2 protein-coding genes are annotated in these 25372 nt (G+C 72.8%); both read left to right on the top strand.

Annotated features, from left to right (window positions below):
• Positions 1-7 precede the first annotated feature (7 nt).
• Positions 8-20209: a type I polyketide synthase gene (locus tag ACFV9T_RS29910; protein ID WP_385445555.1), complete on the top strand. Its 20202-nt coding sequence runs from the start codon at positions 8-10 to the stop codon at positions 20207-20209.
• A 75-nt stretch (positions 20210-20284) separates the two neighbouring features.
• Entirely contained in the window at positions 20285-25273 is a 4989-nt protein-coding gene (locus tag ACFV9T_RS29905) for a type I polyketide synthase (RefSeq protein ID WP_385445554.1), read from the top strand.
• The last annotated feature ends 99 nt before the right edge of the window (positions 25274-25372 follow it).

Raw genomic sequence — 25372 nt, 5'->3', positions numbered from 1 at the left:
TAGGACGATGACAACCCCCAACGACAAACTCGTTGACGCGCTGCGGGCCTCGCTGAAGGAAACCGAGCGGCTGCGCAAGCAGAACCAGCAGCTCACCGACGCGTCGCGCGAACCGATCGCGATCGTCGGCATGAGCTGCCGGTTCCCCGGCGACGTCGGCAGCCCCGAGGAGCTGTGGCAGCTCGTCGCGGGCGGCCAGGACGCCATCTCGGGCTTCCCGGCCGACCGTGGCTGGGACATGGAGGCGCTGTACGACCCGGACCCGGAGCGCGCGGGCACCTTCTACGCCCGTGGCGGCGGTTTCCTGTACGACGCGGACCAGTTCGACGCCGGTTTCTTCGGCATCTCGCCGAGGGAAGCCCTGGCGATGGATCCGCAGCAGCGGCTGCTGCTGGAGACGTCGTGGGAGGCGTTCGAGCGGGCCGGGATCGACCCGGCGACGATGCGGGGCTCGCGTACCGGTGTGTTCGTCGGCGCCTCCACGCAGGCGTACGGGGCGGGCGGGTACGACCTGCCGGAGGGCGTCGAGGGGCATCTGCTGACCGGCACCGCCGCCAGCGTCGCGTCCGGGCGGCTGTCGTACACCCTCGGCCTGGAGGGCCCGGCGGCCACCATCGACACCGCCTGCTCGTCCTCCTCGGTCGCGCTGCATCTGGCGGTCCAGGCGCTGCGGCAGAGCGAATGCTCGCTGGCGCTGGCGGCGGGCGTGACCGTGCTGTCCTCCCCGGATGTGTTCGTGGAGTTCAGCCGTCAGCGCGGGCTGTCCGCCGACGGCCGGTGCAAGTCGTTCGCGGCGTCGGCGGACGGCACCGGCTGGTCCGAGGGCGTCGGTGTGCTGCTGGTGGAGCGGCTGTCGGACGCGCGGCGCAACGGCCACCCGGTGCTGGCCGTGGTGCGCGGTTCGGCGGTCAACCAGGACGGTGCGTCGAATGGTCTGACGGCGCCGAACGGTCCGTCGCAGCGGCGTGTCATCCGCCAGGCCCTGGAGAACGCCCGCCTCACCGCCGCCGACGTGGACGCCGTGGAAGCACACGGCACGGGTACGACGCTGGGCGACCCGATCGAGGCGCAGGCGCTGCTCGCCACGTACGGCCAGGAGCGGCCGGAGGGCCAGCCGCTGTGGCTCGGCTCGCTGAAGTCGAACATCGGCCACACCCAGAACGTCGCCGGAATCGGTGGCGTCATCAAGATGGTCATGGCGATGCGCCACGGTGTGCTGCCGCAGACGCTGCACGTGGACGAGCCGACGCCGCACGTCGACTGGTCGGCGGGTGAGGTGTCGCTGCTCACGGAGGCGCGGGAGTGGCCGGAGACGGACGGCCGCCCGCGCCGCGCGGGTATCTCGTCGTTCGGTGTCAGTGGCACCAACGTCCACACCATCATCGAGCAGGCGCCCGCCCCCGAACCGGCCACGGCGTCAGCGACTGTGACCCCCGCCGTGCTGCCGTGGGTGCTGTCCGGACGCGGCGCCGCCGCACTGCGCGCCCAGGCAGAGCACCTGGCCGCGCATGTGCGGGCCCACCCCGATCTGCGCCCGCTCGACCTCGGCCACTCGCTCGCCACCACCCGCTCGGCCTTCGAGCACCGCGCGGTGGTCGTCGCCGCCGACCGCGACGGCTTCCGGGCCGGACTCGACGCCCTGGCGGCGGACGGGACCACCTCGGGGCTGGTGCAGGGTTCGCCGGTTCCTGGGAAGGTGGCGTTCCTGTTCACGGGGCAGGGGAGCCAGCGGCTGGGGATGGGGCGTGAGCTGTACGACGCCTACCCGGTGTTCGCCGCTGCCCTGGATGCGGTGTGCGATGAGCTGGACCCGCACCTTGAGCGGCCCCTTCGTGACGTTCTCTTCGGGGACGACGCGGGGGTTTTGGACCAGACCGGCTACACCCAGCCCGCGCTGTTTGCCGTTGAGGTGGCGCTGTTCCGGCTGGTCGAGGCGTGGGGTGTGAAGCCGGACTTCCTGTCGGGGCACTCCATTGGTGAGTTGGCTGCCGCGCATGTGGCGGGTGTGTTGTCGCTTGCGGATGCTGCGGAGTTGGTGGCGGCGCGTGGGCGGTTGATGCAGGAGCTTCCGGCTGGTGGCGCGATGGTCGCGGTGCAGGCTTCGGAGGATGAGGTTCTGCCGCTGGTCGGTGGTGGTGTGAGCATTGCCGCCCTCAACGGGCCGTCGTCTGTGGTCATCGCGGGTGACGACGAGGCTGTGGCTGAGGTCGCTTCCGGTTTCGAGGCGCAGGGTCGGAAGACCAAGCGGCTCACGGTCAGCCACGCGTTCCATTCGCCGCGTATGGACGGGATGCTGGACGCGTTCCGGGAGGTGGCGCAGGGGCTGTCGTACGAGGCTCCGCGCATCCCCATCGTCTCCAACCTGACCGGTGCCGTGGTGTCCGCCGAGGAGATCACCAGCCCGGACTTCTGGGTGCGGCATGTCCGGGAGGCGGTTCGCTTCCTCGACGGCGTGCGCACGCTGGAGGAGCGTAACGTCACGAAGTTCATCGAGCTGGGCCCGGACGGTGTGCTCAGTGCGATGGCGCAGGAGTGCGTGACCGGCGAGGACGCGGCGTTCATCGCCGCACTGCGCAAGGACCGCCCCGAGGCCGAGGCGCTGACCACCGCCGTGGCACGGGCGCATGTGCGTGGGGTGACGGTCGACTGGACCGCGTTCTACGTGGGCACCGGCGCCGAGCGGGTCGAGCTGCCGACGTACGCCTTCCAGCGCCGCCGGTACTGGCTTGAGGCACCTGCGGAGGCGGCGGCCTCGGGAGCCCCGGCCGTGAACGTGATCGAAGGACGCTTCTGGGAGGCGGTGGAACGCGGCGACTGGGAAGCGCTCGCGGGCGAACTGCGGGTCCAGGGCGACCAGCCGCTGAGCGCGGTGCTGCCCGCCCTGTCGTCGTGGCGCCGTGAACAGCAGGAGTTGTCCACCGTCGACGGTCGTCTCTACAGCGTCGTCTGGAAGCCCCAGACCCGTGAGCGGGGTGGGTCGTCGGAGACGGCCGCGCTGACGGGCACCTGGCTGCTGGCCGTTCCGGCCGGTCGTGGGGACGATCCCTGGGTTGCCGCCGTGGCCGATGACCTGGTGCGGCGCGGTGTACGGGTGGTGCGGGCCGAGCTGGACGTGGCGGACACTGATCCCCAGACCCTCGCAACGCGTCTCGCGTCGGTGGCCGCCGATGGTCCGGTGGCCGGTGTCCTGTCGTTGCTGGGGCTGGACGAGCGGCCGCATCCGGAGCATCCGGCGGTGCCGCTCGGTCTCGCGCTGACCGGTGCGCTGGTCGAAGCGCTGGAAGAGCGGGACGGCTATGGATCGGCGCGGGTGTGGTGTGCGACCCGGGGCGCGGTCTCGATCGGTGGCGCGGACCGGCTTGAGAGCCTGACGCAGGCGCAGCTGTGGGGCTTCGGCCGGGCTCTGGGCCTGGGGTGGCCCGAGCGCTGGGGTGGTCTGGCCGACCTGCCGGAGTCGCTGGACGGGCGTGCGCTGGACCGGCTCGCGGGTGTGCTCACCGGAGTGAGCGGCGAGGACCAGGTGGCGATCCGCGCCGCCGGGGTGTTCGTACGGCGTGCGGTGCGGGCTTCGCGCGACGCGGCGGCCGCGTCCGTCGCGTCCGCCGAGCCGTGGACGCCGCGTGGCACGGTGCTGGTGACCGGCGGTACGGGTGCGCTGGGGCGGCATGTGGCCCGTTGGCTGGCCCAGCATGGCGCTGAGCGGCTGGTGTTGCTCAGCCGCCGTGGTCCGGACGCGCCGGGCGCGGCCGAGATCGTGGCCGAACTGTCCGGACCCGACACCGCCGTGTCCGTCGAGGCGTGTGATGTGGCCGACCGCGAGGCGCTGGAAGCGCTGGTGGAGCGGCTTGCGGTGGACGGTACGCCGGTGCGGGCCGTGGTGCACGCGGCCGGTGTCTCCCAGGAGCCCGGCACCGACGGCGACTTGTCGGAGCTGGCCCGCGTCCTGGAGGCGAAGACGGCCGGGGCGATCCACCTCGACAGCATCTTCGACGAGTCGTCCGACCCCCTGGACGCGTTCATCCTCTTCTCCTCCATCTCCGGAATCTGGGGCAGCGGCGGCCAGGGCGCGTACTCGGCCGGTAACGCGTTCCTGGACGCGCTGGCCGAGCGGCGCCGGGCACGTGGCCTGCCCGCGACCGCCGTGGCCTGGGGCCCGTGGGCGGACGGCGGTATGGCCGCCGAGGGCGACGCCGAGGAGCAGCTGCGCCGCCGTGGCCTGCGGGTGATGGCGCCGGAGCTGAACCTGGTGGCGCTCCAGCGGGCGCTGTCCCGCCCGGAGGCCGTCGTGACGGTGGCGGATGTCGACTGGGAGCTGTTCCTGTCGACGTTCACCGCTGTGCGGCCGAGCCCGTTGCTGGCCGAGCTGGCGCCGGTGCCGATTGGGGATTCTGATGGGCGTGGCGAGGGCGGTGGCGAGTCGGCTTCCGCGCTGGCAGGGCGGCTGCTCGGACTGCCCGAAGCGGAGCGGAAGCGCGCGCTGCTGGATCTGGTGCGTACGCATGTCGCGGGCGTGCTGGGCCACGCCGATGTGGCGGAGGTCGGCGCCGAGCGGGCGTTCCGGGAGATCGGTTTCGACTCGCTGACCGCCGTGGAGCTGCGCAACGGTCTGAACGCCGCCACTGAGCTGCGGCTTCCCGCCACGCTCATCTACGACTACCCGACGCCGATCGCCCTTGCCGACCATCTGTTCAGCGAGCTGCTGACCGGGGACGTGGCCGGTACCAATGGCCCGGCGGTGGCCGGGACCGTGGTGGCCGATGACGAACCGATCGCGATCGTGGCGATGAGCTGCCGGTTCCCGGGTGGTGTGGAGACCCCCGAGGAGCTGTGGCAGCTGCTCATGTCCGGTACGGACGCGGTCTCGGGCATGCCCACGGACCGGGGCTGGGACCTGGACGCGCTGTACGACCCGGACCCGGATCAGCCGGGCACCTCGTACGCCCGTGACGGCGGATTCCTGCACGACGCCGCCGATTTCGACCCGACCTTCTTCGGGATCTCGCCGCGCGAGGCCCTTGCCATGGATCCGCAGCAGCGGCTGCTGCTGGAGACGTCGTGGGAGGCGTTCGAGCGGGCCGGGATCGACCCGGCGACGCTGCGCGGCTCGACGGCCGGTGTCTTTGTCGGCACCAATGGCCAGGACTATCTGTCGGTGCTGTTGGCCGGTGAGCAGGACGGCATCGACGGCCACGTGGGCACGGGCAACGCGGCCAGCGTGATATCGGGCCGACTGGCGTACACCTTCGGTTTGGAGGGCCCGGCCCTCACCATCGACACGGCGTGCTCGTCGTCGCTGGTCGCCCTGCACACGGCGGTCCAGGCGCTGCGGGCCGGTGAGTGCTCCATGGCGCTGGCTGGTGGTGTGACCGTGATGTCCACCCCTGGTGCGTTCATCGAGTTCAGCCGTCAGCGTGGGCTCGCGCAGGACGGCCGGGTCAAGGCGTTCGCGGCGGGTGCGGATGGCACGGGGTGGGGTGAGGGCGTCGGCATGCTGCTCGTGGAGCGGCTGTCGGACGCGCGCCGCAACGGCCACCCGGTGCTCGCGGTGGTGCGCGGTACGGCGGTGAACCAGGACGGCGCGTCGAACGGTCTGACCGCGCCCAACGGCCCGTCGCAGCAGCGGGTGATCCGTGCGGCGCTGGCCAATGGGGGTCTGTCGGCCGGTGATGTGGACGTGGTGGAGGCGCACGGTACGGGGACGGCCCTGGGCGACCCGATCGAGGCGCAGGCGCTGCTTGCCACGTACGGCCAGGACCGGCCGGAGGGGCAGCCGCTGTGGCTGGGTTCGGTGAAGTCGAACCTCGGCCATACGCAGGCGGCTGCGGGTGTGGCAGCGGTGATGAAGGTCGTGCTGGCGATGCGGCACGGTGTGCTGCCGCAGACGCTGCACGTGGACGAGCCGTCGCCGCATGTGGACTGGTCGGCGGGCGACATCGAGCTGCTGGCCGAGACCCGGCCGTGGCCGGAGACCGGTCAGCCGCGCCGTGCGGGCGTCTCGTCGTTCGGCTTCAGCGGCACCAACGCTCATGCGGTGCTGGAGCAGGCGCCGATTGTTGTCGAGGGCGAGGCGCGGCGCGAGGCCACGACTCCCGGTGTGACGCCGTGGGTCCTGTCGGCGAAGACCGCCGACGCGCTGCGCGCGCAGGCCGTACGGCTTCGTTCGCACCTGGACGAACACCCGGAGATCACACCGGGCGACCTCGGCTACTCCCTCGCCACCACGCGCGCCACGCTGGACCACCGTGCGGTGGTGATCGGCGACGACCGTGCCGCTCTGGACGCCTTGGCGCGCGGCGAGTCGGCCGCAGGCCTGGTCGAGGGCTCGGTGGCCGGTGGCCGGGTCGCGTTCCTGTTCACGGGTCAGGGCAGCCAGCGGCTGGGGATGGGCCGCGAGCTGTACGAGACGTACCCGGTGTTCGCGGACGCGCTCGATGAGGTGTGTGCGCATCTGGACGGTCATCTGGAACGGCCGCTGCGGGATGTGCTGTTCGGGGACGATGCCGCTGTACTGGACCGGACCGGGTTTACTCAGCCTGCGTTGTTCGCGGTTGAGGTGGCGCTGTTCCGGCTGGTCGAGGCGTGGGGTCTGACGCCGGACTTCCTGTCGGGGCATTCGATTGGTGAGCTGGCTGCCGCGCATGTGGCGGGTGTGTTGTCGCTTGCGGATGCGTGTGTGTTGGTGGCGGCTCGTGGGCGGTTGATGCAGGAGCTTCCGGCTGGTGGTGCGATGGTCGCCGTGCAGGCGTCGGAGGATGAGGTTCTGCCGCTGGTCGGTGGTGGGGTGAGCATTGCCGCCCTCAACGGGCCGTCGTCTGTGGTCATCGCGGGTGACGACGATGCCGTGGCTGAGGTTGCCGCGTCGTTCGAGCAGCAGGGGCGTAAGACCAAGCGGCTCACGGTCAGCCATGCGTTCCACTCGCCGCGTATGGACGGGATGCTGGACGAGTTCCGCGAGGTGGCCGAGGGGCTGACGTACGAGGCCCCGCGTATTCCGATCGTGTCCAACCTGACTGGTGGCGTGGTCTCCGGCGACGAGATCACGTCTGCCGACTTCTGGGTGCGGCATGTCCGGGAGGCGGTGCGGTTCCTCGATGGCGTCCGGACGCTCGAAGCGCAGGGCGTGACGACGTTTGTCGAGCTGGGCCCCGACGGTGTGCTCACCGCCATGGCGCAGGAGTGCGTGACCGGCGATGACGATGCCGCGTTCGTCTCCGTCTGCCGCAAGGGCCGTCCCGAGGCCGAGGCGCTGACGTACGCCCTCGCTCGGGCGCACGTCCGTGGCGTGACGGTGGACTGGACCGCGTACTACGCCGGTAAGGGCGGGACGAGGGTCGAGCTGCCGACGTACGCCTTCCAGCGGCAGCGCTACTGGCCCAAGGTGTCTTCGCTGTTCTTCGGTGACGTGGCCTCTGTGGGCCTGGGCGAGGCGGGGCATCCACTCCTCGCGGCCACCGCCGAACTGCCGGACTCGGACGGGTTGCTGTTCACCGGCCGTCTGGCGCTGTCCACCCATCCGTGGCTGGCCGAGCACACCATCCTGGACACGGTTCTGCTGCCGGGCACGGCGCTGGTGGAGCTGGCCGTCCGGGCGGGTGACCAGGTGGGATGCGACCACCTGGAAGAGCTGACGCTCGAAGTGCCGTTGGCCCTGCCCGAGCAGGGCGGCGTTCAGCTGCGGCTCGCGGTCGGCGCCGCCGACGACGCGGGACGGCGGTCGTTGTCGCTGCACTCCCGCCAGGAGGGTCTGCCGGTCGAGGAGCCGTGGACCCGGCATGCCAGTGGTGTGCTGTCGCCCGGTGATCGGACCGAGGCGTCCTTCGAGTTGAGCGCGTGGCCTCCGGCGGATGCCACCGAGATCGACCTCGACGGCCGCTACGAAGGCCTGCTGGACATCGGTTTCGCGTATGGGCCGGTGTTCCAGGGGCTGCGCAGGGCGTGGCAGCGCGATGGTGAGATCTTCGCCGAGGTGACGCTGCCCGAGGACGCGGCGGAGGAGGCGGGCCGGTTCGGTCTGCATCCGGCGTTGTTGGATTCGGCTCTGCACGCCGTGGGGCTCGCGGGGCTGGGCAACACCGATGGTGAGGGGCGGCTGCCGTTCGCGTGGAGCGGGGTGTCCCTGTACGCGAGCGGTGCTTCGGCGCTGCGGGTGCGGTTGGCGCCAACGGGCGGCGACGGGGTGCGGCTGGAGATCGCGGACACGGCCGGGGTGCCGGTGGCCGAGGTCGAGGCGTTGCGGCTGCGTCCGGTGTCGGCCGAGCAGCTGCGGAGCGCGCGTACGGAGCATCACGAGTCGCTGTTCCGCCTGGAATGGACGGAACTCGCGGGTGTGGCCGGTACGGAGGGCGGCGGCCGGTGGGCCGTGCTGGGCTCCGACGACCTCGCGCGTGATGTGGCGGGCGCGGGCCTCGACGTAGCGGCGTACGCCGACCTCGCGGAGCTGACGGCGGCGATCGATTCCGGTGCGGCGCTGCCGGAGTGCGTAGTGGTGCATCTGACATCGGACGGTGCGGCACTTGACCGCCCGGGTGCGGCAGATCAAGCCTGTCCGGCGTTTGAGGACCGGGGTCTTGGGGCGGAGCCCCAAGTTGAGGGAAGGGGCGGGGTGGGGCAAGACCCCTCGCCCGCCACCACGGCGCACGAGGCGACCACCCAGGCGCTGGTGCTGGTGCAGCAGTGGCTGGCCGACGACCGCTTCACGGACTCACAGCTGGTCCTGCTGACGTCGGAGGCGCTGGCCACCGAGGCCGGTGAGCCGGTGGCGGACCTGGCGGGCGCCACGGTGCGGGGCCTGCTGCGTACGGCGCAGTCCGAGAACCCGGACCGCATCGTGCTCATCGACGTCGACGGCGGTCAGGATTCGCTTGCCGCGTTGCCTGCGGCGCTGGAGAGTGGCGAGCCCGACATCGCCGTACGGCGGGGTGCGCTGAAGATTCCCCGGCTCGCCCGCGCCACGTCCGGGGCCGACAGCCGCGCCCCGGAGTGGAATCCGGACGGTACGGTGCTGGTCACCGGGGCCGGTGGCTCGCTGGGCGGCCTGTTCGCCCGGCGTCTGGTGGCCGAGCACGGCGTACGGCACCTCCTGCTGGTGAGCCGACGTGGCGATGCCGCGCCCGGCGCCGCCGAGCTGACCGCCGAACTGGCCGACGCGGGTGCTCAGGTGCGCTGGGCGGCGTGTGATGTGGCGGACCGTGGCGCGCTGGCGGAGGTGCTGGCCGGGATTCCGGCTGAGCATCCGCTGACCGGAGTGGTGCACACGGCGGGTGTGCTGGACGACGGTGTGATCGGCTCGCTGACGCCGGAGCGGCTGGCGGGGGTCCTGCGTCCGAAGGTGGACGCGGCCTGGAATCTGCACGAGCTGACCCGGGACCTGAACCTGACGGCGTTCGTGCTGTTCTCGTCGGTGGCCGCAGTGTTCGGTAGCCCGGGGCAGGGCAACTACGCCGCCGCCAACGCCTTCCTGGACGCACTGGCGCAGCACCGTGCGGCGCGTGGCCTGCCCGGCACCGCCCTGGCGTGGGGCCTGTGGGCCGGTGGCGGGATGGGCGGCACGCTCGACGAGGCCGACATCGCCCGGATGCGGCGGGCCGGACTTCCCCCGCTTCCGGTGGCGGAGGGCCTGGCGCTGTTCCACACCGCACTGTCCGTGGGCGAGGCGCACCTGGTGCCGATGCGGGTGGACCTCCCGGGGCTGCGTACGCAGGCCGCTGCGGGTGCCATCTCGCCGCTGCTGCGCGGTCTGGTGCGCGTACCGGCGCGGCGTGCGGTGGAGGCCGCCGCCGGGGCGGTCGAGTCGGACCTGACGCGGCGGCTCGCGGGACTGTCGGAGCCGGAACAGGAGCGGTTGCTGCTGGACCTGGTCCGTGGGCAGGTGGCTACGGTGCTCGGGTACGCGGGCGCGGAGACCATCGGATCGGCGCGGGCGTTCAAGGAGCTGGGCTTCGACTCGTTGACCGCCGTTGAGCTGCGGAATCAGCTCAACACGGTGACCGGTCTGCGGCTGCCCGCCACTCTTGTCTTCGACTACCCGGACCCGCTGGTCCTCGCCCGCCATCTGCGGACCGAGTTGGTGGGCGACCAGGTGGACGAGGGCCTGGCAGGCCCCGTGCCGACCGTGGCCGTCGCCGACGACGACGCGATCGCCATCGTCGGCATGAGCTGCCGCTACCCGGGCGGGGTGACGACCCCCGAGGAGCTGTGGCAGCTCGTCACGGGTTCTGTGGACGCCATCTCCGACTTCCCGGCCGACCGTGGCTGGGACCTGGACGGACTGCGGAGCGACGATTCTGGCAACGCGCGCACCAGCGCCACGGGCCAGGGTGGCTTCCTCCACGACGCGGCCGAGTTCGACCCGGACTTCTTCGGGATCTCGCCGAGGGAAGCCCTGGCGATGGATCCGCAGCAGCGGCTGCTGCTGGAGACGTCGTGGGAGGCGTTCGAGCGGGCCGGGATCGACCCGGCGACGGCGCGCGGCAGCCGGACCGGTGTGTTCGCGGGCGTCATGTACCACGACTATCTGTCCCGCCTGAACGCGGTCCCCGACGGGCTCGAAGGCTATCTGGGCACCGGCTCCGCAGGCAGTGTCGCCTCGGGGCGGGTGGCGTACACCTTCGGGCTTGAAGGTCCGGCGGTCACGATCGACACGGCGTGTTCGTCGTCGCTGGTGGCGCTGCACATGGCCGCGCAGGCGCTGCGCAACGGCGAGTGCACGATGGCGCTGGCCGGTGGCGTGACCGTCATGGCCACCCCGGAGACCTTCATCGACTTCAGCCGTCAGGGCGGTCTGTCGACCAGCGGCCGCTGCAAGTCCTTCGCGGCCTCGGCGGACGGTACGGGCTGGGCCGAGGGCGCGGGCATGCTGCTCGTGGAGCGGCTGTCGGACGCGCGCCGCAAGGGCCACCGGGTGCTGGCGGTGGTGCGGGGTTCCGCGATCAACCAGGACGGCGCGAGTAATGGTCTGACGGCGCCGAACGGCCCGTCCCAGCAGCGCGTCATCCGTGACGCGCTCACCAGCGCCCGGCTCACCACCGCCGATGTCGACGTGGTCGAGGCGCACGGTACGGGGACGACGCTGGGCGACCCGATCGAGGCGCAGGCGCTGCTCGCCACGTACGGCCGTGAGCGGCCGGAGGGGCAGCCGCTGTGGCTGGGGTCGTTGAAGTCGAACATCGGCCACGCGCAGGCGGCGGCCGGTGTCGCGGGCGTCATCAAGATGATCATGGCGATGCGCCACGGGGTGCTGCCGCGAACGCTGCACCTGGACGAGCCCACCCCGCACGTGGACTGGGCGTCGGGCGACGTCGAGCTGCTGGCCGACGCCCGGCCGTGGCCGGAACTCGGCCGACCGCGCCGGGCGGCCGTGTCGTCGTTCGGCGTGAGCGGCACGAACGCGCACACCATCCTGGAGCAGCCCCCGGCCCTGGACGTGGCCGATGCTTCTGATGTGGCGCTGCCGACGGTGCCGTGGGTGCTCTCGGGCAAGTCCGAGGCCGCGCTGCGCGGCCAGGCCGCACGGCTCCTGGCCCACCTCGGCACCCACCCCGACCTGGACGCCACGGACGTCGGCTACGCGCTGGCGACCGGCCGGGCGGCGCTGGAGCGGCGCGCGGTGGTCGTCGGTGAGGACCGGGACGCTCTTGACGCCCTGGCGCGTGGCGAGTCGGCCCCTGGCCTGGTCGAGGGCCTGGTGTCCGAGGGCAAGGTGGCGTTCCTGTTCACGGGGCAGGGCAGCCAGCGGCTGGGGATGGGCCGTGAGCTGTACGAGGCGTACCCGGCGTTCGCGGAGGCGCTGGACGCGGTGTGCGATGAGCTGGACGCGCATCTTGAGCGGCCGTTGCGTGATGTGCTGTTCGGGGATGACGCCTCGGTGCTCGACCGGACCGGTTTCACCCAGCCTGCGTTGTTCGCGGTGGAGGTGGCGTTGTTCCGGCTGGTCGAGGCGTGGGGTGTGCGGGCGGACTTCCTGTCCGGGCACTCGATCGGTGAGCTGGCTGCCGCGCATGTGGCGGGTGTGTTGTCGCTTGCGGATGCGTGTGTGTTGGTGGCGGCGCGTGGGCGGTTGATGCAGGAGCTTCCGGCCGGTGGTGCGATGGTCGCCGTTCAGGCTTCGGAGGATGAGGTTCTGCCGCTGGTCGGTGGTGGTGTGAGCATTGCCGCCCTCAACGGGCCGTCGTCGGTGGTCATCGCGGGTGACGACGATGCCGTGGCTGAGGTTGCTTCCGGTTTCGAGGCGCAGGGGCGTAAGACGAAGCGGCTCACGGTGAGCCATGCGTTCCACTCGCCGCGCATGGACGGCATGTTGGAGGCGTTCCGGGAGGTCGCGCAGGGGCTGTCGTACGAGGCGCCGCGCATTCCGATCGTGTCGAACCTGACCGGGGGCGTCGTCTCCGCCGAGGAGATCGCCACCGCCGACTTCTGGGTGCGCCACGTCCGTGAGGCCGTTCGCTTCCTCGATGGTGTGCGTGCTCTGGAAGCGCAGGGTGTGACCACGTACGTCGAGCTGGGTCCGGACGGTGTGCTCACCGCCATGGCGCAGGAGTGCGTCACCGGGGCCGACGCGGCGTTCGTGACCGCGCTGCGTAAGGGCCGTGCCGAGCCCGATTCGCTGACCGGTGCGCTGGCCGCGCTGCACACCCGGGGTGTCGCCCTGGACTGGCGGGCCTTCTTCGCCGGTACGGGCGCCGTGCGGGTCGAGCTGCCGACGTACGCCTTCCAGCGGCAGCGCTTCTGGGTGGAGGACCCTGAGGAGGTCCGCGAGGCCGTCGCGGCGAGGGATTCCGTGGACGCCCGGTTCTGGGAGGCCGTGGAGCGCGAGGATCTGACCGCCCTTGCCGGGACGCTCCAGTCCGAGGACGCGGACGAGCTGTCCTCGCTGGGTGTCGTCCTGCCGATGCTGTCCTCGTGGCGGCGCCGCCAGGGCGAGCGGTCCACCGTGGACGCCTGGCGCTACCAGGTGACGTGGAAGCCGGTGACGCCGACCCGTGGCGCGGGGACGCTGAGCGGCCGGTGGCTGGCCGTCGTCCCGGCGGGTGTGAACGATGACGTCTGGGCCGAGGGTGTCGTACGGACGCTGTCCGCGCGTGGCGCCGAGGTCCAGCGGATCGAGCTGGCCGCCGAGGACCGTGCGGGCATGGCCGAGGGGCTGCGCGCGGTGGCCGCGGAGGGCCCGGTGGCGGGTGTGTTCGCGCTGCCGTCCGTCGCCACGGGCGCCGAAGGGCTGCTCCGTACGGCCGCGTTGACGCAGGCGCTGGTCGACCTGGGCGTGGCCGCGCCGCTGTGGGTGGCCACGCGTGGCGCGGTCTCCACCGGCCGGTCCGACGGCCCGGTGGACCCGTGGCAGGCACGGGTCTGGGGCCTGGGCCGGGTCGCCGCCCTGGAACTGGCCGAGCGCTGGGGCGGTCTGGTCGATCTGCCGGAGACGGTGGACGACCGGGCGCTGTCCCGGCTGGCCGGGGTGCTGACCGGCGCCGAGGGCGAGGACCAGGTGGCGGTGCGCGCCTCCGGTGTCTTCGGCCGCCGCCTGACCCGCGCCACCGCCGCCACGCGCGGCGGCGGTGACTGGCGGCCGGGTGCGGGGTCCGTTCTGGTCACCGGCGGTACGGGCGCGCTGGGCGCGCACATCGCCCGTTGGCTGGTGGCCCAGGGCGCCGAGCACGTGGTGCTCACCAGCCGCCGTGGCCTCGATGCCCCCGGCGCGGCCGAGCTGCGGGACGAACTCGCCGCCTCGGGCGCCCGGATCACCGTCGCGGCCTGCGACGCCGCCGACCGTGACGCGCTGGCCGCGCTGGTGGCCGGGCTTCCGGACGAACTGCCGCTGACGGCCGTCATCCACGCGGCCGGGGTGCTCGACGACGGCGTACTGGAGTCGCTGACCCCCGAGCGCTTCGCCACCGTGCTGCGCGCGAAGGCCGACGCCGCCGCCAATCTGCACGAGCTGACGCGGGACCTGGACCTCACGGCCTTCGTCCTCTTCTCCTCGTTCTCCGGTTCCATGGGCGCCGCTGGCCAGGCCAACTACGCCGCCGCGAACGCCTTCCTGGACGCGCTCGCCGAGCGCCGCCGGGCCGAGGGCCTGCCCGCCACGTCCATCGCCTGGGGCCCGTGGGCCGAGGGCGGGATGGCCGCGGACGACGCGCTGGAGCAGCGCATGCGCCGGGCCGGTGTGCCGCCGATGGCGGCGGACCTGGCCATCGCCGCGCTGCAGCGCGCCCTGGACCTGGACGAGACCGCGGTGACGGTCGCGGACATCGACTGGGAGCGGCTGGCCCCCGGCTTCGCCGCGTCCCGGCCGAGCCCGCTGCTGCGGGATCTGCCGGAGGCGCGTACGGCGATGGAGGCCGTGGCAGGTCGTACCGCTGGTACGGATGAGTCCTCGCTCGCGCAGCGGCTCGCGGGCGTTCCGGCGGCGGAGCGCGAAAGCGTGCTGCTGGGCCTGGTGCGCTCCGCCGTGGCGGACGTACTCGGCCACGCCGACGCGGAGGCGGTGGAGGCGGGCCGGGCGTTCAGCGAGCTGGGCTTCGACTCGCTGACCGCCGTCGAGCTGCGCAACCGGCTGAACACCGTGACCGGGCTGCGGCTGCCGCCGACCCTGGTCTACGACTACCCGACGTCCTCGGCGCTCGCCGACCACCTCCGTACAGAGTTCCTGGGCGACGAGAGCGCGGTCGAAGCCACCACGCCTGTGGGTGTTGTGGTCGATGACGACCCGATCGCCATCGTGGGCATGAGCTGCCGCTTCCCGGGCGGGGTGGACTCGCCCGAGGAGCTGTGGCGGCTGCTGTCCTCCGGGCAGGACGCCATCTCCGGCTTCCCGGGCGACCGTGGCTGGGACGTCGAGTCGCTGTACGACCCGGAGCCCGGCGCGGAGTACACCACGTACGTCCGCGACGGGGGATTCCTGGCGGACGCCGGGGACTTCGACGCGGCGTTCTTCGGGATCTCGCCGCGTGAGGCGGTGGCGATGGACCCGCAGCAGCGGTTGCTGCTGGAGACGTCGTGGGAGGCCTTCGAGCGCGCCGGGATCGACCCGACGACGCTGCGTGGCCAGCAGGTCGGCGTGTTCGCCGGTACGAACGGCCAGGACTACATGTCCCTCGTTCTCCACTCGCCGGACGGCGGCGACGGGTTCCTGGGCACGGGCAACGCGGCCAGTGTGATGTCGGGTCGGGTGTCGTACGCGCTGGGGCTTGAGGGTCCGGCCGTCACCGTCGACACCGCGTGCTCGTCGTCGCTGGTGGCGCTGCACTGGGCGATTCAGGCGCTGCGGGCGGGGGAGTGCTCCCTTGCGCTGGCCGGTGGTGTGACGGTGATGTCGACGCCGGGTTCGTTCGTGGACTTCAGCCGTCAGCGGGGGCTGGCTGCGGACGGTCGTATCAAGGCCTTTGCTGCTGGTGCGGATGGCACTGGTTGGGGTGAGGGTGTCGGCATGCTGCTCGTGGAGCGGCTGTCGGACGCGCGGCGTCATGGTCACGAGGTGCTGGCTGTGGTGCGCGGTTCTGCCATCAACCAGGACGGTGCGTCGAATGGTCTGACGGCGCCGAACGGTCCGTCGCAGCAGCGGGTCATCCGGCAGGCGCTGGCCGGTGCGGGGCTTTCGGCCGCCGAGGTCGACGCCGTCGAGGCGCACGGCACCGGTACGACGCTGGGCGACCCGATCGAGGCGCAGGCCCTGCTGGCCACGTACGGGCAGGACCGGGAAGCGGACCTGCCCCTGCTGCTCGGCTCCATCAAGTCCAACATCGGCCACACGCAGGCGGCCGCCGGTGTGGCGGGCGTGATGAAGATGGTGCTGGCGCTGCAACACGGTGTGCTGCCGCAGACGCTGCACGTGGACGAGCCGACGCCGCATGTCGACTGGTCCGCCGGGGAGTTGGAGCTGCTGACCGAGGCGCGGGAGTGGCCGGAGACCGGCCGTCCGCGCCGGGCGGCGGTGTCGGCGTTCGGCATCAGCGGTACGAACGCGCACACCGTGCTGGAGCAGGCCCCGGCCCCGGAGGCTGCCCCGGCCGCCGCTCCGGCGGTGGAGCTGCCGACGGTGCCGTGGGTGCTGTCGGCCAGGTCCCTGGACGCCGTACGCGGTCAGGCCGAACGGCTGCTGGCCCACCTCGGCGGCGACGCCGCACCCATCGATGTGGCCTATTCGCTGGCCACCACCCGCACCGCCATGGACCACCGGGCCGTGCTCACCGCTGACAGCGGGGATGCGCTGCTCGCCGGTCTCGCGGCGCTGGCGCGTGGCGAGTCCGAGGTGCCGGGCCTGGTCGAGGGCTCGGTGGCGGGCGGCAAGGTGGCGTTCCTCTTCACGGGCCAGGGCAGCCAGCGGCTCGGGATGGGCCGTGAGCTGTACGAGACGTACCCGGTGTTCGCGGACGCCTTGGACGAGGTGTGCGCACACCTGGACGCGCATCTCGAACGGCCGCTGCGGGATGTCCTGTTCGGCGAGGACGCCGCCGCGCTGGATCAGACCGGCTTCACCCAGCCCGCGCTGTTCGCCATCGAGGTGGCGCTGTTCCGGCTGGTCGAGGCGTGGGGTCTGAAGGCGGACTTCCTGTCCGGCCACTCCATCGGCGAGCTGGCCGCCGCGCAGGTGGCGGGTGTGCTGTCGCTGGCGGACGCTTCGAAACTGGTGGCGGCGCGTGGGCGGCTGATGCAGGAGCTGCCCGCCGGTGGCGCGATGATCGCCGTCCAGGCCTCCGAGGACGAGGTACTGCCGTTGCTCACCGAGCGCGTCAGTATCGCCGCCCTCAACGGGCCCACGTCGGTGGTCGTGGCAGGCGACGAGGACGACGCCGTACAGATCGCGGCGTTCTTCGAGGCGCAGGGCCGCAAGACCAAGCGGCTCACGGTCAGCCACGCGTTCCACTCGCCGCGCATGGACGGCATGTTGGACGCGTTCCGCGAGGTGGCACAGGGGCTGACGTACGAGGCCCCGGGCATCCCGATCGTGTCGAACCTGACGGGTGAGGTGGTGTCCGCCGAGGAGATCACCAGCCCCGACTTCTGGGTGCGCCACGTCCGTGAGGCCGTTCGTTTCCTCGATGGTGTGCGTGCTCTGGAAGCGCAGGGTGTGACCACGTACGTCGAGCTGGGTCCGGACGGTGTGCTCACCGCCATGGCCCAGGAGTGCGTGACCGGCGATGACGATGCCGCATTCGTCTCCGTCTGCCGCAAGGACCGGCCCGAGGCCGAGGCGCTGACGAGCGCCCTCGCGCGGCTCTACGTCCGTGGCCCGGCCCTGGACTGGGAGGCGTACTTCGCGGGGACGGGCGCGCGGAAGGTCGGGCTGCCGACGTACGCGTTCCAGCGCAGCCGGTACTGGGTCGATGCCCTGCTGGGCCTGGACGAGGTGACCTCGGCCGGGCTCGGCTCGGCCGGTCACCCGCTGCTGGGCGCTGCGGTGGAACTGCCCGACGCGGACGCGTACCTCTTCTCCGGGCGGCTCTCGCTCGCGTCGCACTCCTGGCTGGCGGACCACACGGTGGCCGATACGGCCGTGCTGCCCGGCTCCGCGTTCGTGGAGCTGGCGGTGCGCGCCGGGGACCAGGTGGGCTGTGCGCTGCTGGAGGAGCTGGCCCTTGAGGAGCCACTGATCCTGCCGGAGCGCGGCGGGGTTCAGCTGCGGGTGTCGGTCGGCGAGCCGGACGACGAGGGCCGCCGCCCGCTGGCGGTGTACTCGCGCCCGGAGGGCGCGGAGCAGGACCAGCCGTGGACGCGGCATGCCGGTGGTGTCCTCGCCCCGGCCAGGGTGCGGGCGGCGGGCGTCGGCGAGTTCGCCGTATGGCCGCCCGCCGGCGCGGAGCCGGTGGACACCGCCGCGCTGTACGCGGACATGGCGCGCGCCGGGCTGCTGCACGGCCCGGCGTTCCAGAGCCTGCGCCAGGTGTGGCGGCGCGGCGAGGAGCTGTACGCGGAGGTCCGTATCGGCGAGGAGCGGCAGGCGGACGCCGCCCGCTTCGCCCTGCACCCGGCCCTGCTGGACGGTGCGCTCCAGCCGCTGGGGCTGAGCGTGGACGGTGCCGCGGTGGCGGCCACGTGGCGCGGGCTGAGCCTGTACGCGGTGGGCGCCGAGGTGCTGCGCGTGCGGCTCTCCCCGGTGACGGACGGCACGGTGTCACTGGTGGCGGCCGATGAGGCGGGTGCGCTCGTCGCATCGGTGGACGCGCTGTCCGTCGAACCGCTCGACGCGGACCGGATCGCCGGAGCGGCGGCGACGTCCGGGCGCCAGGACACGCTGTTCCGGGTGGACTGGGCTCCGGTGGCGGCGCCTTCGGACGGCAGGCCGACAAGCTTCGCCGTCGTCGGCGGCGACGACCTGAAGCTGAGCGTCGGCCTGGACGCGGCCGGGCACACCGCCACGGTCCACGACGACCTCGCGGCGCTGGACATGGCCGTCATGGTCGACGGGACGGCGCCGGACACGGTCCTCGTCCCCTTCCTGTCAGATGGCAGTGGCGACCTCGTCGCGGACACGCACGCGGCCACCCACCGGGCCCTGGGCCTGGTCCAGGAGTGGCTGAACGGCGGCAGGCCCGGCAGCGCCCGGCTGGTGCTGGTCACGCGGGGCGCGGTCGCCTCGGCCGGGGACACCGAGGTCACGGACCTGGTGAACGCGCCCGTGTGGGGGCTGCTGCGGTCCGCCCAGACGGAGAACCCGGGGCAGTTCGTCCTCCTCGACGTCGACGGAGAGGTGTCGTACCCGGCGATCGCGGCGGCGCTGGACTCGGGCGAGCCCGAACTCGCGCTGCGCGCGGGCGCGGTGTACGCACCGCGCCTGGCCCGGGTCGAGGCCCCGGCCACCGAACCGGCCACCGAATCCGACACCGGGATCGACCCCGAGGGCACCGTCCTGATCACCGGCGCCACCGGCGGTCTGGGCAGGCTGGTGGCCCGCCATCTGGCCACCGCGCACGGCGCCCGCCATCTGCTGCTGACCAGCCGGAGCGGCCCCGCCGCCGAGGGCATGGCCGAACTTGTCGCAGAGATAGGGGAGTTGGGCGCTCAGGCCACCGTCGTCGCCTGCGACGCGGCCGACCGGGAGGCGCTGTCGGCCCTGCTGGCCGGGATTCCGGCCGACCGTCCGCTGACGGCCGTGGTGCACACGGCGGGTGTCCTCGACGACGGTGTCATCGACATGCTGACGCCGGAGCGGATCGACCGCGTACTGCGGCCGAAGGTCGATGCGGCGGTCAACCTGCACGAGCTGACCCGTGATCTGGACCTGTCCGCCTTCGTGCTCTTCTCGGCCGCCGCCGGGACGATCGGCGGCCCGGGCCAGGGCGGTTACGCGGCGGCGAACGTGTTCCTCGACGCGCTCGCCGGACACCGCCGGGCCACCGGCCGCACCGCGCAGTCCCTCGTGTGGGGCATGTGGGCCGAGGAGCGGGGCATGGGCGGCAGGCTCGGCGCGGCCGACCTGAAGCGCGCGGCGCGCGGCGGTGTGCTGCCGCTGTCCGCCGATGAGGGCCTGGTCCTGTTCGACGCGGCCCGCGCGGTGCCCGACGCGCCGGTGCTCGTCCCCGTACGGCTCGACCTGGCGGCGCTGCGCGGCGCCGCGTCCGCCGGGGAGCTGCTGCCGCTCTACCGTGGCCTGGTGCGCACCCCGGTGCGCCGCGCCGCCGAAAGCGGCGGCCCGGCCGTGCCCGAAAACGCTGCTGAGGCGGACACTCTGGCGCAGCGGCTGGCGCGGCAGTCGGAGGCCCAGCAGGAGCGCACCGTGCTCGACCTGGTGCGCCGCACGGTGGCCGCCGTGCTGGGCTACGCGTCGAAGGAGCAGGTGGGCGCCGAGCAGGCGTTCAAGGAGCTGGGCTTCGACTCGCTGACGGCCGTGGAACTGCGCAACCGGCTGAACGCGGCCACCGGGCTGAAGCTGACGGCGACGCTGGTGTACGACCACCCGACGCCGATGGCGCTCGCGCGCCATCTGCGCGACGAGGTGGCGCCGGAAGCCACGGACGCCGGAGGGTCCCTCACGGAGGAGCTGGAGCGGCTGGAGAACAGCCTGTCCTCGCTGGCGCCGGAGGATCTGGCGGCGGTCGCGGCGGACGAGGCCGCGCACGCCAACATCACGGTGCGTCTGCAGACGCTGCTGGCGAAGTGGCACGACGTGCGCCGTACCGCGGACGACGACGGGGCGGACGCCGAGGCGGACGCGTTCGAAGAGGTCAGCGATGACGAACTCTTCGACTTCATCGACAAGAGGTTCGGCAACGGCTGAAACGGCTGAACGCGAACGGCACCCACTCCCGGCCCCCCCCGACGATCCAGAGCACTTGCGAATAGGTGAACGTCCATGGCGACAGCGAACGAAGCCAAGCTCCGCGAATATCTGAAGAAGGTCACCACCGATCTCACCGCCGCCCACCGGCGGCTGAGGGAAGTCGACGACCAGGCCCATGAGCCGATCGCCATCGTGGGCATGAGCTGCCGCTTCCCCGGTGGTGTCGGCACCCCCGAGGAGCTGTGGCAGCTCATGGCCTCCGGTGGCGAGGCGCAGACGGAGTTCCCGGCCGACCGTGGCTGGGACCTGCAGAGCCTCTTCGACCCGGACCCGGACACCCCGGACACCACCTACACCCGCGAGGGCGGTTTCCTCGGCGACGCCACCCGGTTCGACGCCTCGTTCTTCGGGATCTCGCCGAGGGAAGCCCTCGCCATGGATCCGCAGCAGCGGTTGCTGCTGGAGACCTCCTGGGAGGTGTTCGAGCGGGCGGGCATCGACCCGGCCACCCTGCGCGGCAGCCGTACCGGTGTGTTCGCGGGCATGAACGCCTCCGACTATCTGACGGTGGCGCTCGACGCCGAGGACGACTTCGGCGGACACCTGGGCACCGGCAACGCGAGCAGTGTCGTCTCCGGGCGGCTGAGCTACGCCTTCGGGCTGGAGGGCCCGGCCGTCACCGTGGACACGGCCTGCTCCGCGTCCCTGGTGGCGCTGCACCTGGCCGTGCAGTCGCTGCGGCTGGACGAGTGCTCGCTGGCGCTCGCGAGCGGCGTCCATGTGATGTCCACGCCGGGCCTGTTCATCGAGTTCAGCCGCCAGCGCGGGCTGTCCCAGGACGGCCGCTGCAAGGCCTTCTCGGCCGACGCGGACGGCTTCGGCCCGGCCGAGGGCGTGGGCGTCCTGCTGCTGGAGCGGCTGTCGGACGCGCGTCGCAACGGCCATGAGGTGCTGGCCGTCGTACGCGGCTCCGCCGTCAACCAGGACGGCGCGTCCAATGGTCTGACGGCGCCCAACGGCCCGTCCCAGCGGCGCGTCATCCAGCAGGCGCTGGCCAACGCGCGGCTGTCCGGCGCCGATGTGGACGTGGTCGAGGCACACGGCACGGGGACGTCGCTGGGCGACCCGATCGAGGCGCAGGCGCTGCTCGCCACCTACGGCACGGACCGCCCCGAGGAACTGCCCCTGCTGCTGGGGTCGGTGAAGTCCAACATCGGCCACACCCAGGGCGCGGCGGGCATCGCGGGCGTGATGAAGATGGTGCTGGCCATGCGGCACGGCCTGGTGCCGGAGTCGCTGCACATCGCCGAGCCGTCCCCGCACATCGACTGGTCGTCGGGTGCCGTCTCGCTGGTCACCTCGGCCACGCCGTGGCCCGAGACGGGCCGCCCGCGCCGCGCGGCCATCTCCTCGTTCGGCTTCAGCGGCACCAACGCCCACACCATCGTCGAGCAGGCGCCCGCCGAGGAGCGGGAGCCCGCCGAACTGGTGTCGAAGCAGCCCGGCGTGGTGCCGTGGGTGGTGTCCGGCAAGAGCGAGGCCGCGCTGCGCGCCCAGGCCCGGCGGCTGCTGGACCGCTTCCAGGACGAACCGGCGCTGCGCCCGGTGGACGTCGGCCTGTCGCTGGCCACGACCCGCGCCGCGCTGGACGTACGCGGCGTCGTCCAGGGCCGGGACCGCGACGAGCTGGTGGCCGGGCTGGCCGCGCTCGCCGACGGCGGCATGGCGGCGGGCGTCGAGCGGGGCTCGGTCGTCGCAGGTCAGACGGCATTCGTCTTCCCGGGGCAGGGGTCCCAGTGGGTGCGGATGGGCGTGGGGCTGATGGACGCCTCGCCGGTGTTCGCCGCCCGTATCGAGGAGTGCGCGGCGGCGCTCGCGGAGTTCACCGACTGGTCGTTGGTGGATGTGCTGCGCGGGGTGGACGGCGCGCCGTCGCTGGACCGGGTGGACGTGGTCCAGCCGGTGCTGTTCGCGGTGATGGTGTCGCTGGCCGATCTGTGGCGTTCGCTCGGCGTCGAGCCGTCCGCCGTGGTCGGCCACTCGCAGGGCGAGATCGCCGCCGCGTGTGTGGCCGGGATCCTGACGCTCAAGGACGCGGCGCGTGTGGTGGCGTTGCGCAGCCAGGCCATTGGCCGGGTGCTGGCGGGTCAGGGCGGCATGGTGTCCGTCGCGCTGCCGGTGTCGGACGTACGGGAGCGGATCGCGCCGTGGGGCGAGGAGCGCATCTCGGTGGCGGCCGTGAACGGGCCGTCTGCCGTGGTGGTTTCGGGTGAACCGGCCGCGCTGGATGAGTTGCTGGCGTCGTGTGAGGCGGATGAGGTCCGGGCGCGCCGGGTGCCGGTGGACTACGCGTCGCACTCCGCGCAGGTGGAGCTGTTGCGCGATGAGCTGCTGGAACTGCTCGCCCCGGTCCAGCCCAAGACCGCCCGGGTGCCGTTCCTGTCGACCGTGACGGGGGAGTGGGCCGAGGGTCCCGAGCTGGACGCCACGTACTGGTTCACCAACCTGCGCCGCACCGTCGAACTGGAAGGCGCCGTCCGGCGGCTGCTCGATGAGGGCTTCGGTGTGTTCATCGAGTCCAGCGCCCACCCGGTGCTGACCATGGGGGTGCAGGACACCGCCGAGGACGCCGGGCTGGACGCGGCCGCGATCGGGTCGCTGCGCCGCGACGAGGGCGGTCTCGACCGCTTCTGGGCGTCGGTCGGCGAGGCGTGGTCGCGTGGCGTGGCCGTGGACTGGCACGCGGTGTTCGACGGCACGGGAGCCCGCCGTATCGAACTGCCCACGTACGCCTTCCAGCAGCAGCGCTACTGGCCCGAGGCCGGGCCGGGGCGCGTGGCGGGGGAGACCCGGCACGACGCCGTGGAGGCCAAGTTCTGGGCGGCGGTGGAGGCCGAGGACTGGCAGGCGCTGGCCGCCGAGCTGACCGTCGACGGCGACCAGCCGATGAGCGCCGTCCTGCCCGCCCTCGCGTCGTGGCGCAAGCGGGCGCGCGAGCAGTCCACGGTGGACGGCTGGCGCTACCGCGTGACGTGGCAGCCGCTCGCCGAGGCGCGGTCCGCGCGCCCGGACGGCAGCTGGCTCGTCGTCGCGGCCAGCACCGACGACGCGTGGACGGCCGCCGTGACCGGCGCGCTCACCGGACGCGGCGCCGACGTACGGCAGATCGTGGTGGACCCCGGCACGGACGGCCGCGAGGAGCTGGCCGAGCGGCTGCGTACCGCGCACGCCGAAGCCGAGGGCGGCTTCACCGGCGTACTGTCGCTGCTCGCGCCCGCAGGGAACGCCGGAGGCACCGGGGACGACGCGGACGCCGGGGACACGCACTCGGAGGACCACGGCATCGCCGCCCAGCTCGCGCTGATCCAGGCGCTCGGCGACGCCGGAATCGGCGCGCCGCTGTGGTGCCTGACGCGCGGCGCGGTGTCCATCGGCGGAGCCGACCGGCCGGAGTGCCCCGAACAGGCCCTCGTCTGGGGCCTGGGCCGGGTGGCCGCGCTGGAACACCTGGAGCGCTGGGGCGGTCTCGTCGACCTGCCGCAGACCCCCGACGAGCAGGCGCTGTGCCGCCTCATGGGGGTTCTCGCCGCCGAGCACGACGAGGACCAGGTGGCGATCCGCGAGGCGGGCGTCTTCGGGCCGCGCCTGGTGCGCGCCCCGCTCGCCGACACGTCCCCCCTGCGGTCCTGGAAGCCGTCCGGCACCACGCTGGTCACCGGCGGTACGGGACGGCTCGGCGCGGAGGTGGCCCGCTGGCTGGCCCGCAACGGCGCCGAACACCTGGTGCTGGCGAGCCGCCGGGGCGCGGACGCCCCCGGCGCGGTGGAGCTGGAGGCCGAACTGACCGGCCTCGGCGCCAAGGTCACCGTCGCCGCCTGCGATGTGACCGACCGCGCCGCGCTCGCCGCAACCCTCGCGGCCATCCCCGCCGACCAGCCGCTGACGGCCGTCATGCACACCGCCGCCGTCATCGAGGACGGGGTGATCGAGGGGCTGACCCCGGATCAGGCGACACGTGTCCTGCGGCTCAAGGTGGACGCCACGCGCCAGCTGCACGAGCTGACGAAGGACCTGGACCTGACCGCGTTCGTGCTGTTCTCGCACTTCTCCGCGACGTTCGGCGCACCGGGCCAGGGCAACCAGGCGCCCGGCAGCGCGTTCCTGCACAGCTTCGCCGAGCAGCGCCGCGCGGACGGGCTGCCCGCCACCACCGTGTCCTGGGGCCCGTGGGGCGACGGCGGTACGGTGGACGGCGCCACCGGCGACCGGATGCGCCGCCACGGCATCAACGAGATGGCGCCGCTGTCCGCCACCGCAGCGCTCCAGCACGCCCTGGACCGGGACGAGACGGCGCTCACCGTCATCGCCATGGACTGGCGCCGCTTCACCCTCGCCTTCACCGCCGACCGGCCGCGTCCGCTGCTGGACGCGCTGCCCGAGGCGCGCGAGGTGGCCGAGGAGATGCGGGCCGACGCCGCCGACGAAGCCGCCGCCGGGGACGCGCTGGCCGGTCGGCTCGCCACGCTGCCGGAGACCGAACGGGAGCGGGTGCTGCTGGAGTTGGTGCGCAGCGCGGTCGCCGCCGTGCTGGGACACTCCGGGGCCGAGGCGATCGAGGCGGGCCGGGCGTTCAAGGACCTGGGCTTCGATTCGCTCACCGCGGTCGAACTCCGTAACCGGCTGGGCGCGGCCAGCGGGCTCAAGCTGCCGCCGACGCTGATCTTCGACCACCCGACCCCGGCGGCCGTGGCGGCCCTTATGCGGGCCGAGATCGTGCCCGACGCGGTGGCCACCGGCGCCCCGGTGCTCGAAGAACTCGACACGCTGGAGACTTTGCTCGCCGACAGCGCCCCCGACAACATCACCCGGGCGCGCATCACGATGCGGCTCCAGTCGCTGCTGGCGAAGTGGAACGAGTCCGACGACACGGCAGCCCCGGCCGAGCCCGCGGCGGCCCCGTCCGAGGCCCTCGCCCAGGGCGCGGCCGAGGCCGATCAGCTTCAGTCGGCCAGCGACGAAGAGCTGTTCGCATTTATCAACAAGGGTCTCGGAAGGGCGTGACGGGAATTCTGCTATTGACGTCGTTCTCGATGTCGGACAGGATTTTCCCCACCCTTGAATAGGCTTCTCTAATACCGGACTCCCCTATCGATTCCCTGG

The sequence above is a fragment of the Streptomyces sp. NPDC059850 genome, assembly GCF_042731515.1.
Taxonomy (GTDB): domain Bacteria; phylum Actinomycetota; class Actinomycetes; order Streptomycetales; family Streptomycetaceae; genus Streptomyces.
This window is presented reverse-complemented; position numbering and strand designations above follow the sequence as displayed.

Excerpts from the sequence above, each read along its gene's own strand:
- ACFV9T_RS29910 (WP_385445555.1), top strand. The coding sequence starts at position 8 with ATGACAACCCCCAACGACAAACTCGTTGACGCGCTGCGGGCCTCGCTG.
- ACFV9T_RS29905 (WP_385445554.1), top strand. The coding sequence starts at position 20,285 with ATGGCGACAGCGAACGAAGCCAAGCTCCGCGAATATCTGAAGAAGGTC.